Origin of the sequence: Tistrella mobilis, from assembly GCF_041468085.1 — a bacterium.
Classification (GTDB): Bacteria; Pseudomonadota; Alphaproteobacteria; order Tistrellales; family Tistrellaceae; genus Tistrella; species Tistrella mobilis_A.
Genome location: NZ_CP121017.1, coordinates 1,406,579 through 1,421,961, shown reverse-complemented (window position 1 = coordinate 1,421,961; position 15,383 = coordinate 1,406,579). Strand labels below are relative to the sequence as shown.

The following is a 15,383-nucleotide window of genomic DNA, read 5'->3' as shown; positions in this document are numbered from 1 at the left end:
GCGCCTTGCACGCACCGCCGCAGCAACCGCCATGGGCTGTCTGATCGCCGGCGTCGCACTGGCCGCCGACGACTGGACCAAGTCCAAATGGGGCCCGGATGACGAGATCGGCGCCGCCAACAACCTCAGCCCCGAAAAGGTTCTGGAGGCGGCCCAGCTGGTCAAGACCGGCAAGACCTATCCGCTCGGCATCGAAACCAATTCCAAGACGCCGGCCTATGCGCCGCGCGGCTTCAAGATCTATGTCGTTCAGCCGGGCCAGACCCAGGGCGCCAGCCTGGGGCCGACCAAGACCACCTACAACGACGACATCGTCGAAGGCTGGATGGGCATCGGCAGCCAGCTCGACGGTCTTGGCCATATCGGCATCGACGGCACCTATTATAACGGCCATCAGGCCAAGGATTTCGCAGCGATGACCGGGCTGACCAAGCTCGGCATCGAAAAGGTGCCCCCGATCACCACCCGCGGCGTGCTGCTCGACATGGCCGCCCATTACGGCACCGATGTCGTCAAGGAAGGCACCGCCTTCAACAAGGCCGAGATCGACGAGGTCGCAAAGAAGCAGGGCGTCGAGATCCGCAAGGGCGACGTGGTGCTGTTCCACACCGGCTGGATCAGCCTGATCGGCAAGGACGACAAACGCTATTCGACCGGCGAGCCGGGCCTCGGCCGCGAAGGCGCGCGCTATCTGGCCGAGAAGGGCGTGGTCGCGGTCGGCGCCGACAGCTGGGCGCTGGAGGTGATCCCCTTCGAGCAGGGCGCGGGCGTTTTCGAGGTGCACCAGATTCTGCTGCCCCAGAACGGCGTCTACATCCTTGAGAACATGAACACCACCGAACTCGCGAAAGACAAGGCGTACGAGTTCATGTTCGTGCTGGGCCAGCCCCGCTATACCGGCGCGGTGCAGGCAATCATCAACCCGGTCGCCATCCGCTGAGCGGACGCGGCTGACGCTTTCGTGGCCGTCATGCAACGAGGCAGCAGGCATGGCGGCGACGCGGCGTGGGCGGGTGCTCCCTCCTGTCTCCCCGCCCGCCCATGCCACTCGGGGCGGCGCCGGTGCGGCCCGGCGCAGGGCGCCGTCCCTTCTTCCTTCGCAGCAAGACCGCACCCCGTCCGGCCCTGCCGGGCGGGGTGTCGTCGTCAGCGCGGCAGATCGTGGAAGCTGTCGGTCAACAGGTCGACCACCAGACCCTCGCGGGCAACGAAAGCCGACGGCCACATCACCGCGGCAGCCGCCCCCACCCGGTCCATGAAATCATCCTCGTGATCCGGGTCGTGATGGAAGATGGCCAGCCGGCGCGCGCCGGCCATCCGCGCCAGACGCACCCCTTCCTGCCAGGTGGAATGCCCCCAGCCGGCCTTGGCCGGATATTCGTCGTCGGTATAGGTGCTGTCATAGATCGCGAGATCCACCCCGTCCATCAGCGCCAGCACATTCTGATCGGGTCCGTCGGGGCGATGTTCGGTATCGGTGATGTAGGCTACAGACCGACCGGCATGGTCGATGCGATAACCGGTAGCACCGTCGGGGTGGTTGAGCGGCAGGGTCCGGACCCGGATGTCGGGGCCCAGCATCAGCGTATCTCCGGCGGCGAAATCGTCGAAGGTCATCTCGGCATTCATCGCCTCCAGCGGCACCGGAAAGGTCGGCGCCTGCATCTGGCGGTCGATGACCCGCCGGATGCCGCCCGACGCGATCAGATGGCCGGCCAGCACCTCGAACCGGTTGCCGCGGCGGAAGGCGGGCGAGAAGAAGGGAAAGCCCACGATGTGGTCCCAATGGGTGTGCGACAGCAGCAGCGTGGCGGTGCGCACGCCCGCAAGGTTCATATGGTGCCCCAGCTCGCGGATGCCGGTACCGGCATCGAAGATCAGCTGGCGGTCCCCACAGGTCACCGCCACGCATGACGTGTTGCCGCCATAGCGCATATGACGGGGTGTGGGGCAGGCGATGCTGCCGCGTACCCCCCAGAAGGCGACTGAAAAGGTCATCATGCGCCTGTTCGTGGTGATCGGCCTGTCGTCTTCAGAACCGTAGTGTGCGGCGACGTTCCGGGCAAGATGTGCGCGGTTTGCATCACGCCACCGAAGCAGGCAAACTGCCGTTCGGGAGACGCACGGATCACCGCCGGGAGAGCGGTGGCCGAACGGACAGGGACCGCCGGAAAGACACCGGTGCGGGCCGGCCATGCCGGAACCGCATGGGGTGTCGTCGCATCCCTGTCACCATATACCTGTAGAGCACGCGGGGTCGGACAGGAGAGGCCGCTCGAAACGGCGGGTAAGGGATTGGCAAAGACACAGGAATTCTGGGTGAAGTTCTGGGGCGTGCGCGGCAGCATCGCCTGCCCCGGCCCGTCGACGGTCCGCTATGGCGGCAACACGTCGTGTCTTGAGATACGATGCGGAGACCGACGCCTGATCTTCGATGCCGGCACGGGGCTGCGTGTCCTGGACGACGAGCTGAGAACCCGGGTTCCGGTGGATGCGGATCTGTTCCTGACCCACACCCATTTCGACCATATCTGCGGCTTCCCGTTCTTTTCGACCGCCTTCGATCCGCGCAACACCTATCGGATGTGGGCCGGGCACCTGCATCCCGAGCGCAATCTGCGCGACCTGCTGTGTGCATTGATGAGCGACCCGGTCTTTCCGGTCCCGGTCGAGATCATGAAGGCGGATATGAGCTTCCGCGATTTCGCCCCGGGCGATGTGCTGGAGCCGCATCCCGGAATCCGGATCCGCACCGCCCTGCTCAACCACCCGCAACGGGCGGTGGGCTACCGGGTCGAATTCGACGGCCGCTCCATCTGCTACATCACCGATACCGAGCACCCGGCCGAGGGCGTCGATCCGCGTATCGCCGAGCTGGTGGCCGGTGCCGACATCATGGTCTACGACGCCATGTTCACCGATGAGGAATATCCGAGCCGGATCGGCTGGGGCCATTCCACATGGTCGGCCGGCATGCGGCTGGCCGAGGAAGCGGGCGTGAAGACCTATGTCGTCTTCCATCACGACCCGGCCCATGACGACGAGCAGATGGACCGCATCGCCGCCGAGGTTGCCGAACGCCGGCCCGGCACGGTGGTCGCGCGTGAGGGCATGGTGCTGGAGCCCTGAGCCTGCCCGCATCCGCGCCCCCTTCCATCCGGCCGGCTTTGGGTCCATGCTCGGCCGCGAACCGGAATGATCATTTCCGACAGCCGTGCCCCGTCCGACCGGGGCCGCGGTGGTGCCCCGCCACCGCAGGACAAGACCGGAGACGCCCCGCATGACCGCCCAACCCGAGACCGTACTGCCCGACACCATGACCGCGATCGAGATCACCGCCCCCGGTGGTCCCGAGGTACTGAAGCCCTGCACGCGCCCCGTCCCGCATCCAGGCCATGGCGAGGTGCTGATCCGGGTTGCCGCCGCCGGCGTCAACAAGCCGGATTCGCTGCAGCGCCAGGGCAACTACCCCCCGCCGCCCGGTGCCTCGGACATTCCGGGACTGGAAGTTGCAGGCGTGGTGGTCGCGGCCGGCGACGGCGTCACCCGGGTAAAGCCGGGCGATCGGGTCTGCGCGCTGGTCACCGGTGGCGGCTATGCGGAATATGTGGCGGCCCCCCAGGAACAATGCCTGCCGGTGCCGGCGGGGCTGGACCTGGTGAAGGCGGCCGCCCTGCCCGAGACTTATTTTACCGTCTGGACCAATGTCTTCGAGCGCGGCGCGCTGAAGGCGGGTGAACGCCTGCTGGTCCATGGCGGATCCAGCGGTATCGGCACCACCGCCATCCAGCTGGCGGCGGCGCTCGGCGCCGAGGTCTATGCCACGGCGGGGTCCGACGACAAGTGCCGGGCCTGCGAAGAGCTGGGGGCGACGCTTGCGATCAATTATCGCACCACGGATTTCAAAGAGGCGGTCGAGGCCGCGACCGCCGGCGATCCCGGTGTCGACGTGATCCTGGACATGGTCGGCGGCCCCTATCTGGGCCGCAATCTGCAGCTGCTGCGCCGCGACGGCCGGCTGGTCTACATCGCCTTCCTGCAGGGACCGAAGACCGAGGTCGACCTTCGCCCGATCATGATGAAGCGGCTGACCGTGACCGGCTCCACACTCCGCGCCCGGCCGGTGGCCGAGAAGGCGGCGATCGCCGATGCGCTGGCCGAAAAGGTCTGGCCGCTGATCGAAGCCGGCCGGGTCGGGCCGGTGATCGACAGTGTGATACCCTTCACGCAGGCGGCCGATGCACATGCCCGCCTGGACGGCAGCACCCATGTCGGCAAGATCGTGCTGAAGGTGGCCGATCTCTGAGCCCATGGCCGCCGGTCACACAAATGGCCGCGCGACGGTGCTTGCCTGTCGCGCGGCTTTCGTTTAAAGCCGGGGCTTCGCTATAGTCATCGGCACGACCGCCGCCGGGGGCCCATCCCCGAGCCCCCAGCGGGTGCCTGCCAGGCGGTAGCCTGAACAGTTCGAACGAGGAGCGACATGGCTGGTCCCCTGATGCCGAAGGCCACTGCCGTCTGGCTGGTCGAGAACACCGCCCTCACCTTCGACCAGATTGCCGAGTTCTGCAGCCTTCATCCGCTGGAGGTTCAGGGCATCGCCGATGGTGACGTCGCGACCGGCATCGTCGGTCAGGATCCGATCAAGAACGGTCAGCTCACCCCGGAAGAGGTGACGCGCTGCGAGCGCAACCCGGCGGCGCGGCTGAAGCTGCGTGAGCCGACCGTGCCGCTGATGCGCCGGACCAAGGGCCCGCGCTACACCCCCGTGGCCAAGCGCCAGGAGCGGCCCGACGCGATCGCCTTCCTGCTTAAGAACCACCCCGAGCTCGACGATGCGCAGGTCTGCAAGCTGCTGGGCACGACCAAGCAGACGGTGAATGCCGTTCGCAACCGGACCCACTGGAACAGCCCGAATATCAAGCCGCGCGATCCGGTGCTGCTGGGCCTGTGCACCCAGACCGACCTGAACCGCGAGCTGGCCATCCGCCGGCTGAACCGCGACCCCAACGAGCAGATCCCCGAACCGATGAAGTTCGACGATGACGAAGAGTTCGGCTTCAACGACGACTATTGAGCCGTCACCGGCCGGGTAAACCTGACGGGCGGCACCTTCGCGGGTGCCGCCCGTTGCGTTCATGCATCAGGCGCCAGACAGCCGGACGGCCCGCCAGCCGGTGCGCCCCTTCCTGTCGGTCCGCCGGATCGCAAGGCAGCTTCGGCCCGGCCAGCTGCCCACAGCAACCCCGGCTGCAAGATCGGGGGGCACGAAGACATCGCCCCCGGGGCTGCGCAGAAAGGCGAAAGCCTGGTCCTCCTGGCGGTCAATCACGCCGGTGAAGCTCTCGCACAGCCCCGGCAGGGATGTGGCGGCAGAGGGGCGCCAGTCGAGCGCGGGCCCGTCGGCCGTGACATGGCCGACCTCCACCACCGTGCCCGGCACCAGATCCCTGATCGCCGGGAACCGGCCATGGGGCAGGACGAAGCCGCTGCTGGCACCCGTCGCCACATAGCTCAACGCCTTGGCCGTGTTGACATGGTCGATCACGCCCGGGCTGTAGCTGAGATTCGCGCGCTCCAGCCCGCGGAGCAAGGCTTCGGCTTCGGCTTCAACCGGTGCCGGCGCCCGCGCAACCGCGCCTGCAAACCAGTCGGCCGCGCAGAGGCCCGCCAGTTCCGGCGGGATGCGATAGCCGTGCTGCTCGCGGTACTGCATCGCCTGGCGCAGCTGTTCCGCCGCCTCGTCGAAGCGGCTGTCGAGCGCCAGAAGCCGGGCCAGGCGGATGCGCAGCTGGCCCAGCTCCTGTTCCTCGCGGGCAAGACGGGTGGCATGGATCAGGCAGATCAGGGCATCGCCCCGCGCGCCCGCCTCTTCCAGGATCTCGCCCAGCAGACCCCAGACCCAGGCCGCCCGCCCCTGACGGCGCAGCACCGGGACCAGGCGGCGGCTCGCCTGTGCGGTCTCACCATCGGCGAGGTGCAACCTGCTGCGGTAGTAGTTCAGCCATTGATCATCGGGCCTGGCCTCAAGCGCACGATCCAGTACCTCCCTCCCCCAGGCCACGGCTGCGCCCTCAGGACCGCCGGCGCCTGCCTTCGCCACCGTGGCGCGACAGACCGCCCGGATGAAGCGGGTGCGCAGGTCGTCGAGCTTGCGGCCGGTTTCGTCCACGAATGGCTCGCGGTCGTCCCAGGTGAAGTCGTCGATGCCGGCCCAATGGGCAAAGGCCAGGAAGTCCGGCCAGACGCCTGAGACCTTCCCGGCCAGACGCAGGATCTGCGAGAAGGCGCTGTCCCGTCGGAGGGGATCCCCCATGCGTGAGAATTCGCGCAGGGGCGGCGAGATTGCAGCGGTGAGCGCGGTGGGGGACAGGCGCCCGGCATCGTGCGCCTCCACCGCCTGCCGGATCCGGTCGTACAGCACCCAGGCATAGGCGCGCAGCAGCCAGAGATCGGACGCCCCGTCCCCGGCATCGGCATGGGCACGGCGCGCCAGATCCAGCGCCTCGGCATGACGGCCCTGCCGGCGCAGGGCGAAGATCTCCCGCGAGCTCACGGCCGGTAACCGATATGTGCGGTCATCAACCGGCGCAGCTCGTCGCAAAGCCCGTGGGTCGCGCCGGGGCCGCCGACCTCCTGGACCGCGGTCCAGTTCTGGCGGGCGTCGTGGATGACATCGATCTCACCCGCACGGGTGGCATCTGCCAGGCCGATGCGCAGGCGATAGGGCATCGGTTTCTGGCCGGTGCGCCGGATGGCCGTCCCCGCCAGCGCCGCGTCCAGTTCGATCAGGAAATCCCGGATGAAGGCCGGCTGCCCCGCCCCGGCCCCATCATCCTCAAGCGCCTGGAACGCCCTGATGGCATCCCCGGCCAGCCCGGCATCGCCGCCGCCCGGCGCCAGGCCGGCCCGGCCGGGCCGGAACTTTCCGTTGTAGTGGTATTGCACCATGACCCGCCGGCCGTCGCGGGCCAGGGTGTAGCGCTCGCAATACTGAAGATGCTGCAGCCCTTCGATCGTGATCCCCCGGGCCGCCCAGGCGGCGCGCAGCCGGCGGTGGACCGCCATCAGCGGGGCGGCGGTGCCGGGAAAGGACAGCCGATACCAGTCGGGATCCGTCCGCGGATCCTCTGACGCGGTGTCGGCCATGGCTGCCGGTGCCGGATCATGCGCCCAGACATCCGCCGGGCTGAAATCCGGCGGGTTGACCACGATCAGCCGGCGCACCGCCCGGGTGATGGCGGTGTAGGTCCAGCGGAAGAATGCCGGATTGCGCAGACCGCGGCCGGGCGCGAAATGGACCAGCACCGTCTGCCATTCCCCGCCCTGGGCCTTGTGGCAGGTGACGGCATAGCCGTATTTGACCTGGAGCGCGTTCACATAAGGGTCTTCCACGATCAACTGCCGGAAGGCCGCGGATTTGGGCGACAGATCCGGATGACGGGTGCGGAAATGGACCAGCAGCGCCCGTTGTTCCAGCGGGGTGAGGTCCCGCCCCGGCTGGTCGAGCAGGTTTTCGAGCAACAGGCAGCGGGTGCGGACGACCGTACCATCGCCCTCGCGATGCGCCACCACCGCATGCCGGAAACGCAGGGTGACCAGATGGCCGCCGGCGAGCGGCACCGGCACGGTTTCGGCCGGATCGTCGGCCGACAACACCTTCACCACATCGCCGTTGCTGAGGCCATGGCGGCGTGAATTGCGGTTGACCAGCAGCGTGTCGCCGGCCTGCACCGGCAAGGCGGCATCGCCCCAGAGCCGTTCGCGGACACTGCGGTTGTAGTCGAGCGCGGTGGCATTGGAGGCCACCACCGCCACCGCCTGTTCCCGCGCACGGATGCCGTCGACGATCACCCCGACGGCACCGGCGGCATCCACCTCCATGATCTCCGCGCCATCAGGGCTGAGAGAGAGCGTGTCGAACCGCTCCGCCGCCAGCGCCTCGCGGATGCGGGTCGCCCGGTCCAGAATGGCGCTGCCCTCGGCCTGGCGCAGCACCGTCGCAAGGTCGAAGCCGGTGACCTTCAACCCGAAGGCCGCGGCCAGATGACCGGCATCGAGCGCAGGCGATGTCTCTTCCCCCACCGGCGGCAGCTGGGCGGGATCGCCGACGAAAAGCAGTTTCGCCAGCCGATCCCGTTCGCGCCCCGGTCGCCGCATGCGACAGAAGGCGATCAGGTCCGCCAGCAACCGCCCGGAGCCGAAGCGCAGCAGATCGCCCTGCATCTCGCGGTCGCCGACCATCGAAGCCTCGTCGACCACGATCAGCGGGGCAACGGCTTCCTCCCCCCGCAGCGGAAAGATCATCCGCATGCCGGGATCGGTCTCGGAGACGGCCTCTTCGTTCACCTCGATCCGGTCGAGCGCATAGATCGCACGATGGATGGTCACGGCCGTCACGGCCTCGCCCCCAGCCATCCGGCCCACCTTGTGGGTCAGGATACGTGCCGCCCGACCGGTGGGGGCAACCAGGGCCGGAGACAGGTTCCGCCCCGCCATCCGGGCGACCAGGGCCGCGATCAGCGCCGTCTTGCCGGTGCCGGCCCCGCCGCGCAGGATGAAGGCATCCGGTGCGTCGTCACGCAGGAAGGCCTCGATCGCATCGAGCGCCGCCGCCTGATCCGGTGTCAGGCTGAAGGGCATGGTGGCCGGTGTGATCATCTCGCCTGTCATCGTGTCCAATCAGGCCCCAGCATAGTCTCCCGACCGGAGGTCAGGGAAGCTGCGTGACACGAAATTAATGGCAGGTGACCACATATCAGGCAGGCAGCGCCTCCCGCCCGGGGCGCAGATCGCGGCCGCGCGGCCGTGCGAGGGTCAGCACGATCAGCACCGCCACGCCCGAAAGTGCCGCAGCGCCATACCAGAGCCCGGCATAATCGCCAGTGGCGGCGAAGATCCGGCCGCCTGCCCAGGCACCCAGCGCGGCACCCAGCGAGTGGCCGGCCGAAAGCAGCCCCATGGCCAGGCCCATCCGGTGCAGGCCCAGGCGGTCGGCGACAAGACCCGCGGTAGGGGCGACGGTGGAATAGTCGAACAGGCCGAACAGCACCGCGAAGATCAGCAGCAGGCCGTAATCGTCGCCGATGAAGACCAGCAGCACCAGCGCCCCTGCCCGGCCGGCATAGATGACCGCCAGCAACCGCCCGCGATCGACCCGGTCGCCCAGATGGCCCGCCAGGATCATGCCGCCCAGATTGACGGCACAAAGCACGCCATAGGCCGTGGCGGACGGCAATGGCGGGAAACCGCAGAGTGCGGCATAGGGCATCAGATGCACCTCGATCACCCCCGAGGTGGTGATGCCGCAGATGAAGAAGCTCCAGAACAGGGCGTGAAAAACCGGATTGGTGGCCAGGAAGCCGATCCGCCGGGCCATGGGCTCTGCGACCGGTGCAACCCCTCCTGAGGCGACCGCTGCGGCGCGGGCCCGCGGCAGCAGCACGAAAGCCGCCACCGCCGCCACGCCGGCCGCAATGGCGAGGCCGATGAAGCCGCTGCGCCAGTCGTCCGCCGTCATCCAGACCGACAGGATCGGCACCAGGGCCAGCTGCCCGGCCGTGGCACCTGCGGTGGCGATGCCGGTGGCGAAGCCGCGGCGGGCGGGCGGCACCATCAGTGCCACGGCGGTCGCCACCACATGGGTCGCCACCGCACCGAAGCCGATGCCGCCGACAACCGAGAAGGCCAGGATCAGCATCACCGGCCCGTCAGCCAGCGAGATCAGCCCGGCCGCGGCGGCAACCATCACCAGCCCGGCCCCCAGCAGGCGGCGCGGCCCATGGCTGTCGGTCAAAAGACCGGCGGTCGGTGCCAGCAGGGCCATCACCACCAGGGCGAGCGCACCGGCATTGGAAACCTCGGTCCGGCTCCAGCCTTCCGCCTGTTCCCAGACCGGCATGGCGAGGCCCAGCGCCGCGCGGGTCGAAAAGGCGAGCCCGAGCGACAGGAAGCCGATGACCACGACGGTCCAGGCCGCCAGGCCGAAGCCGGGCTGACGCGAGGATGCGGGAGAGGCGGGCATGGGGGCGGCTCCGCGAGAGATGAGACTGCGCGGCATTTAGCCGCGCCCGACAGGGTTCGTCATCATCTCACTGTCGGCAATTACCCCATACTCCCGTCCATCTTGGCAGAAGGCGAAGCAGAGCTTGCCCTCAGATCCGCAGGAATCTCATGGAAAAAGGCCGGCCGATCAACCGCTGATCGGCCGGCTAACTCCCGGAAACGAGCCGCGGCGGGGACGAAGGAGATGGCCGCGACAGAATGATCATGTATTTACGTGAGTGTACACGCAAGTAGATTTTTTGTTTTGCCTGTTGATTATAATTTAATTTCAAGACAGATGATACACCACCGCGGATAGCGGGCCGGTCCTGCGGATGCGTGTCTGCACCGGCGCCCCGCCCCCCGACCATCGGAGGGGGTCCACACCCTTGACTTGAACCATGTTTTACCCGATCAACTCTTTCAACGGGAACCGGTGGGAAATTACGCGGACGACGGGCCGGGCATCCCGATAATTATTGCGTCGAGGCGCAGGCCGTCCGCAGCCAGGGGGAAACGACCATGTCCGATCAGGCCGCCGCCAAGATCGCCGCGCTGCTGACCGTCACCGAACGCTTCGATCCGCCGGCGCGTGTCGTCGAGGCCGCGACGGTGAAGGATCCGAAGGCCTATGTCGCCGCCGCCAATGCCGACCCGCTCGGCTACTGGGCAGAGCGGGCGCAAAGCCTGACCTGGACGAAGCCCTGGGACGAGGTCTGCCGTTTCGAGATGCCGGACCATCAGTGGTTCACCGGCGGACGTACCAACATCTCGATCAACTGCCTGGACCGCCATGTGAAGGCCGGCCGCGGCGAAGCCAAGGCGATGACCTTCGTCTCGGAAAACGGCGAGGAACGCAGCTTCACCTATGCCGAGGCCCTGGCCGAGGTCTGCCGGATTGCCAACGGGTTGAAAAGCCTGGGTGTCGCCCGCGGCGATCGGGTGGTCATCTACATGCCGCTGACCCCGGAAGGCGTGTTCTCGATGCATGCCTGCGCGCGCATCGGCGCGGTGCATTCCATGGTCTATGCCGGCATGGGCGAAGGTGCGCTGAAGAAGCGCATCCAGGATAGCGGCGCGAAAGTGGTGCTGGTGTCCGACGCGACCTGGCGGCGGGGCAAGATCGTCGACCTGAAGGGCATCGTCGACCGGGCCCTTTCGGGCGAGGATGCGCCGAAGCTGGACCATGTCGTGGTGCTGTCGCGCACCGGTCGCGAGGTCGCGGCCGGCGAGGTCGATTTCGCCGCCCTCATCGCCCATCAGCCCGACTTCATCGAGGCCGAGGAAATGGAGGCGGAAGATCCCCTCTTCATCCTCTATACCTCGGGCACCACCGGCGCGCCCAAGGGCGTGGTCCATGTCCATGGCGGCTATATGGTCGGCTGCGACACGCTGATCCGCACCTTCTTCGGCGTGACGCAGGATTCGGTCTGGTGGTCGCTGTCGGATATCGGCTGGATCGTGGGTCATTCCTACATCGCTTATGGGCCGATGCTGGTCGGCTGTCATCAGATCATCCGTGAAGGCACCCCCGACTATCCCGATGCCGGCGTCACCTGGGACGTCGTCGACCGCTTCGGGGTGACGGAGATGTTCACGGCGCCCACGGCGGTGCGGATGTGGATGCGGTTCGGCAGCGATTTCGTGAAGAAATACTCCCGCCGCAGCCTGAAGGTCATGGCCTGCGCGGGCGAGCCGCTGAACCCCGAGGCCTGGTCCTGGGCGCAGCGCGAGATCCTCTCGGATGACGGCGAGGCCTTCGCGCATTGCGTCGACAACTTCTTCCAGACCGAGGTGGCAAGCCCCATGCTCGGCACCTATCCGGCCATGGCCAGCCGGCCGGGCCGCGCCGGCATCGCCATGCCCACGCTGCTCGCCCGGATCGTCGATCCCGAGACGGGGGCGGACGTTCCCAATGGTCAGGGCGGGCTGTTCGTGGTGGAACAGCCCCTGCCCTACATGCTGCGTACGGTCTGGGGCGACCCCAAGCGCTATGCAAGCTACTGGTCGGAACGTCTGGGCGGCTATGTCACCGGCGATCTGGCGGTGCGGGACGATGAAGGCTATATCGCCCTGCTCGGCCGCTCCGACGACGTCATCAACGTGGCCGGCCACCGCATCGGCACGGCCGATGTCGAAAGCTCTCTGGTCGGCCATCCGGCCGTCGCCGAGGCCGCCGTGGTCGGCCTGCCCGACGATCTGAAGGGCGAAAAGATCAAGGCCTTCGTGGTGGTGCGCGCCGGCGAGACCGGCGATCAGGCCCTGGTCGCGAAGCTGGTCGCCCATGTCCGCGAGGATCTGGGCCCGATCGCCCAGCCCTCGGAACTGGTGATCGTCGACAAGCTGCCCAAAACCCGGTCGGGCAAGATCATGCGCCGCCTGCTCAAGGCCCGCGAGCTGGGGCTGCCAGAGGGCGACACCTCAACCCTCGACGAATGATCCGCTCTGCGGAATTATAACGATCCTGGCGCGACCGCCTTGCGGGTGGTCGCGCCTTCAGGTTTTCAGGACCATCCGGAGAGACCACCCCATGTCGGCCGAGAGCACCCCGTCGAAATACGACACCAACCTCGATCGCAACCCGGCGAACTACCAGCCGCTGACCCCGCTCTCGCTGCTGGAGCGCACGGCCGACGTCCATCCCGACCGGGTGGCGGTGATCCATGGCGATCAGCGCTGGACCTATCGCGAACTCTATGCCCGCTGCCGGCGCCTGGCCTCGGCCCTGGCGGCCCGCGGCATCGGCTATGGCGACACGGTGTCGATCATGGCGCCCAATACGCCCGCCATGCTGGAGGCCCATTACGGCGTGCCGATGACCGGCGCGGTGCTGAACGAGCTGAACATCCGGCTCGACCCGGAAGCGCTCGCCTTCATCCTGAAACATGCGGAAACCAAGGTCCTGTTCACCGACCGCGAATTCAGCGGCGTGATCAAGGCGACGCTGGAGCTGCTGGACGACAAGCCCCTGGTGATCGACATCGACGACCCGGCGATCACCCATGGCGAGTTCCTGGGCGAGATCGAGTACGAGGCGCTGCTGGCCGAAGGCGACCCCCACTATGCCTGGGAGATGCCGGCCGACGAGTGGCAATCGATTTCGCTGGGCTATACCTCGGGCACCACGGGCGATCCCAAGGGCGTGGTCTACAGCCATCGCGGCGCCTGGATGAACGGGGTCAACAACATCCTGACCTGGGATCTGCCCAAGGGCTCGGTCTATCTCTGGACCCTGCCCATGTTCCATTGCTCGGGCTGGTGCTTCCCTTACACCATGGTTGCAGCCGCGGGTACCCAGGTCTGCCTGCGCCGGGTTGAGGCCAAAGCGATCTTCGATGCAATCGAGACCCACGGCGTCACCCATCTCTGCGGGGCCCCCACCGTGCTCGGCCTGCTGGTCAATGCGCCCGCTGAGGTGAAGCGCAATTTCGACCACAAGATCCAGATGATGACCGCCGCCTCTGCCCCGCCCTCTTCGGTGATTGCGGGCATGGAGGCGATGGGCTTCGAGATCACCCATGTCTATGGCCTGACGGAAGTCTACGGCCCGGTGGTGGTCTGCGAATGGAAGCCCGAATGGGATGCGAAGCCGCTGGAGGAGCGTGCGCGGATCAAGGCGCGCCAGGGCGTGCGCTATGCCCTGCAGCAGGGGCTGACGGTCGCCGATCCCGAAACGCTGGAGCCCGTACCGGCCGACGGCCGGACCATGGGTGAGGTGATGATGCGCGGCAACATCACCATGAAAGGCTATCTGAAGAATAAGTCGGCCACCGACAAGGCCTTTGCCGGCGGTTGGTTCCATTCCGGCGATCTGGGGGTGATGCACCCCGACGGCTATATCGAACTCAAGGACCGGTCGAAGGATATCATCATCTCGGGCGGCGAGAACATTTCGTCGATCGAGGTCGAAGAAGTGCTCTACAGCCATCCGGCGGTGATGGAAGCCGCCGTCGTCGCCCGGCCGGATGAGAAGTGGGGCGAAACACCCTGCGCCTTCATCACCCTGAAGCCCGGTTCCACCACCACCGAAGCCGAGATTCGCGAGCACTGCGCGAAGCATCTGGCCCGCTTCAAGCTGCCCAAGACCTTCGTCTTCACCGACCTGCCCAAGACCTCGACCGGCAAGGTGCAGAAATTCGTGCTCCGCGAACGGGCGCGAGAGCTGTAAGAAACTACAGGCAGCCGGCCCCCGTCATACGAAAACCCCTGCCGTCCATCCGGGCGGCAGGGGTTTCGCGGGATCGCGGGGGTCTTCATCGGCCGTATCGGCACCAGACGGCCGCGGCCTGATTGCCGCAGCACAGGCCGGCATCCCGCCGGCGGGCACTACGGCCTCGGGAAGGCGGGTCTACCGGGTCAGTTGATCTCCAGCCGCGAGATCTCTTCCTTGACTTTCAGCTTGCTGCGCTTCAGCTCGGCGATCGCCTGATCGTCCGGCTTCGGGCGGATGTATTCACTGTGCAACGCCTCGTCGAGAGCGGCATGCTTCTGCTTCAAGGCTTCGACACGCGCCTGAACGCTCATGGACACCTCCGTTGCGCAATACCATCTTGGACCGGGACAGACCGCCACCTCCCGTGGCGCGGCCCGGCCCCTTTCACAGGGCGACCCCTCAGAAAGTTACGTGGATATGACGACGGACGGCTTCAACCCCCCTGATGACGGTTCGATGACGGCAATGAATGGCATGGCCCGGCATGGGCCCCGCCGTCTGATCGTCGGCATCTCGGGCGCCTCGGGCGTCGTCTACGGTATCCGTCTGTTGCAGTTGCTGAAATCGGCCGGGATCGAGAGCCATCTGGTGATGAGCAAGGCGGCCGAAATGACGGTTGCCTACGAAACCGATCTGCGCGTGGCCGAGGTGAAGGCGCTGGCCCATACGGTCCATGATCCGCGCGATGTCGGCGCCGCGATCTCCAGCGGTTCGTTCCGCACCCTGGGCATGGTGGTCGCCCCCTGCTCGATCCGCAGCCTGTCGGAGATCGCCTATGGCAACACCACCGGCCTTCTGACCCGGGCCGCCGATGTGGTGCTGAAGGAACGCCGCCGGCTGGTGCTGATGGTCCGCGAAACCCCGCTGCATCTGGGCCATCTGCGCGCCATGACCCAGGCCGCCGAAGCCGGCGCCATCATCGCCCCGCCGGTGCCGGCCTTCTATGCAAAGCCCGACAGCCTGCAGGCGATGATCGACCACACCCTCGGCCGGGTCCTGGACCTCTTCGACATCGACACGCCGGGGCTGAAGCGGTGGCGGGAGACGGCAGCCACTCCGGATAAGGCACAGGCTGATCTTTAGATGCAACATGTTGCAACATAACAGATTTTTACACGAAACCTGT

The 15,383-nt window shown here is 67.0% G+C and carries 12 protein-coding genes; 7 read left to right on the top strand and 5 right to left on the bottom strand.

Annotated features, from left to right (window positions below; all coding sequences use genetic code 11):
* Positions 1–31 precede the first annotated feature (31 nt).
* Positions 32–940 carry a cyclase family protein gene (locus P7L68_RS12235; protein ID WP_372006832.1) on the top strand — a complete coding sequence of 303 codons (909 nt, stop codon included), beginning with the start codon at positions 32–34 and terminating at the stop codon, positions 938–940.
* Positions 941–1,146: 206 nt separating this feature from the next.
* Here the strand turns inward: P7L68_RS12235 and P7L68_RS12230 are convergent, their stop codons facing one another.
* The gene (locus P7L68_RS12230) at positions 1,147–1,998 is read right to left on the bottom strand and encodes an MBL fold metallo-hydrolase (protein WP_372006831.1); all 852 of its coding nucleotides are present in this window, start codon (positions 1,996–1,998) and stop codon (positions 1,147–1,149) included.
* A gap of 297 nt (positions 1,999–2,295) precedes the next feature.
* Here P7L68_RS12230 and P7L68_RS12225 point away from each other — a divergent pair, with 297 nt between their 5' ends.
* From P7L68_RS12225 to P7L68_RS12215, 3 genes are all read left to right on the top strand, one after another.
* Positions 2,296–3,129: an MBL fold metallo-hydrolase gene (locus P7L68_RS12225; protein ID WP_372005698.1), complete on the top strand. Its 834-nt coding sequence runs from the start codon at positions 2,296–2,298 to the stop codon at positions 3,127–3,129.
* 151 nt (positions 3,130–3,280) lie between these two features.
* Positions 3,281–4,306 (top strand): NAD(P)H-quinone oxidoreductase, encoded by a 1,026-nt coding sequence (locus P7L68_RS12220; RefSeq protein WP_372005696.1) that lies wholly within the window; start codon positions 3,281–3,283, stop codon positions 4,304–4,306.
* A gap of 177 nt (positions 4,307–4,483) precedes the next feature.
* On the top strand, positions 4,484–5,077 hold the full coding sequence (locus P7L68_RS12215) for a DUF1013 domain-containing protein (RefSeq protein ID WP_372005694.1): 594 nt from the start codon (positions 4,484–4,486) through the stop codon (positions 5,075–5,077).
* A gap of 66 nt (positions 5,078–5,143) precedes the next feature.
* On the opposite strand, the gene P7L68_RS12210 is transcribed toward P7L68_RS12215, so the two are convergent.
* The 3 genes from P7L68_RS12210 to P7L68_RS12200 all read right to left on the bottom strand — a co-directional run bounded on the left by P7L68_RS12210 (position 5,144) and on the right by P7L68_RS12200 (position 10,024).
* Positions 5,144–6,556, bottom strand: coding sequence for a tetratricopeptide repeat protein (locus P7L68_RS12210; RefSeq protein WP_372005692.1), 1,413 nt, complete (start codon positions 6,554–6,556; stop codon positions 5,144–5,146).
* Complete coding sequence (locus tag P7L68_RS12205; RefSeq protein ID WP_372005689.1) at positions 6,553–8,661, bottom strand: ATP-dependent RecD-like DNA helicase; 2,109 nt, start codon at positions 8,659–8,661, stop codon at positions 6,553–6,555. The genes P7L68_RS12210 and P7L68_RS12205 overlap by 4 nt, the downstream gene beginning before the upstream one ends.
* A gap of 97 nt (positions 8,662–8,758) precedes the next feature.
* Complete coding sequence (locus P7L68_RS12200) at positions 8,759–10,024, bottom strand: MFS transporter (RefSeq protein ID WP_372005687.1); 1,266 nt, start codon at positions 10,022–10,024, stop codon at positions 8,759–8,761.
* A gap of 542 nt (positions 10,025–10,566) precedes the next feature.
* On the opposite strand from P7L68_RS12200, the gene P7L68_RS12195 reads away from it, so the two are divergent.
* Both P7L68_RS12195 and P7L68_RS12190 read left to right on the top strand, forming a co-directional pair.
* Complete coding sequence (locus P7L68_RS12195) at positions 10,567–12,483, top strand: acetate--CoA ligase (protein ID WP_372005685.1); 1,917 nt, start codon at positions 10,567–10,569, stop codon at positions 12,481–12,483.
* A 91-nt stretch (positions 12,484–12,574) separates the two neighbouring features.
* Positions 12,575–14,212, top strand: coding sequence for an acyl-CoA synthetase (locus P7L68_RS12190; protein ID WP_372005684.1), 1,638 nt, complete (start codon positions 12,575–12,577; stop codon positions 14,210–14,212).
* 188 nt (positions 14,213–14,400) lie between these two features.
* Here the strand turns inward: P7L68_RS12190 and P7L68_RS12185 are convergent, their stop codons facing one another.
* A complete protein-coding gene (locus tag P7L68_RS12185; RefSeq protein WP_372005682.1) occupies positions 14,401–14,568 on the bottom strand; it encodes a YdcH family protein in 168 nt (55 codons plus the stop codon).
* Positions 14,569–14,731: 163 nt separating this feature from the next.
* On the opposite strand from P7L68_RS12185, the gene P7L68_RS12180 reads away from it, so the two are divergent.
* Complete coding sequence (locus P7L68_RS12180; RefSeq protein WP_372006830.1) at positions 14,732–15,340, top strand: UbiX family flavin prenyltransferase; 609 nt, start codon at positions 14,732–14,734, stop codon at positions 15,338–15,340.
* The last annotated feature ends 43 nt before the right edge of the window (positions 15,341–15,383 follow it).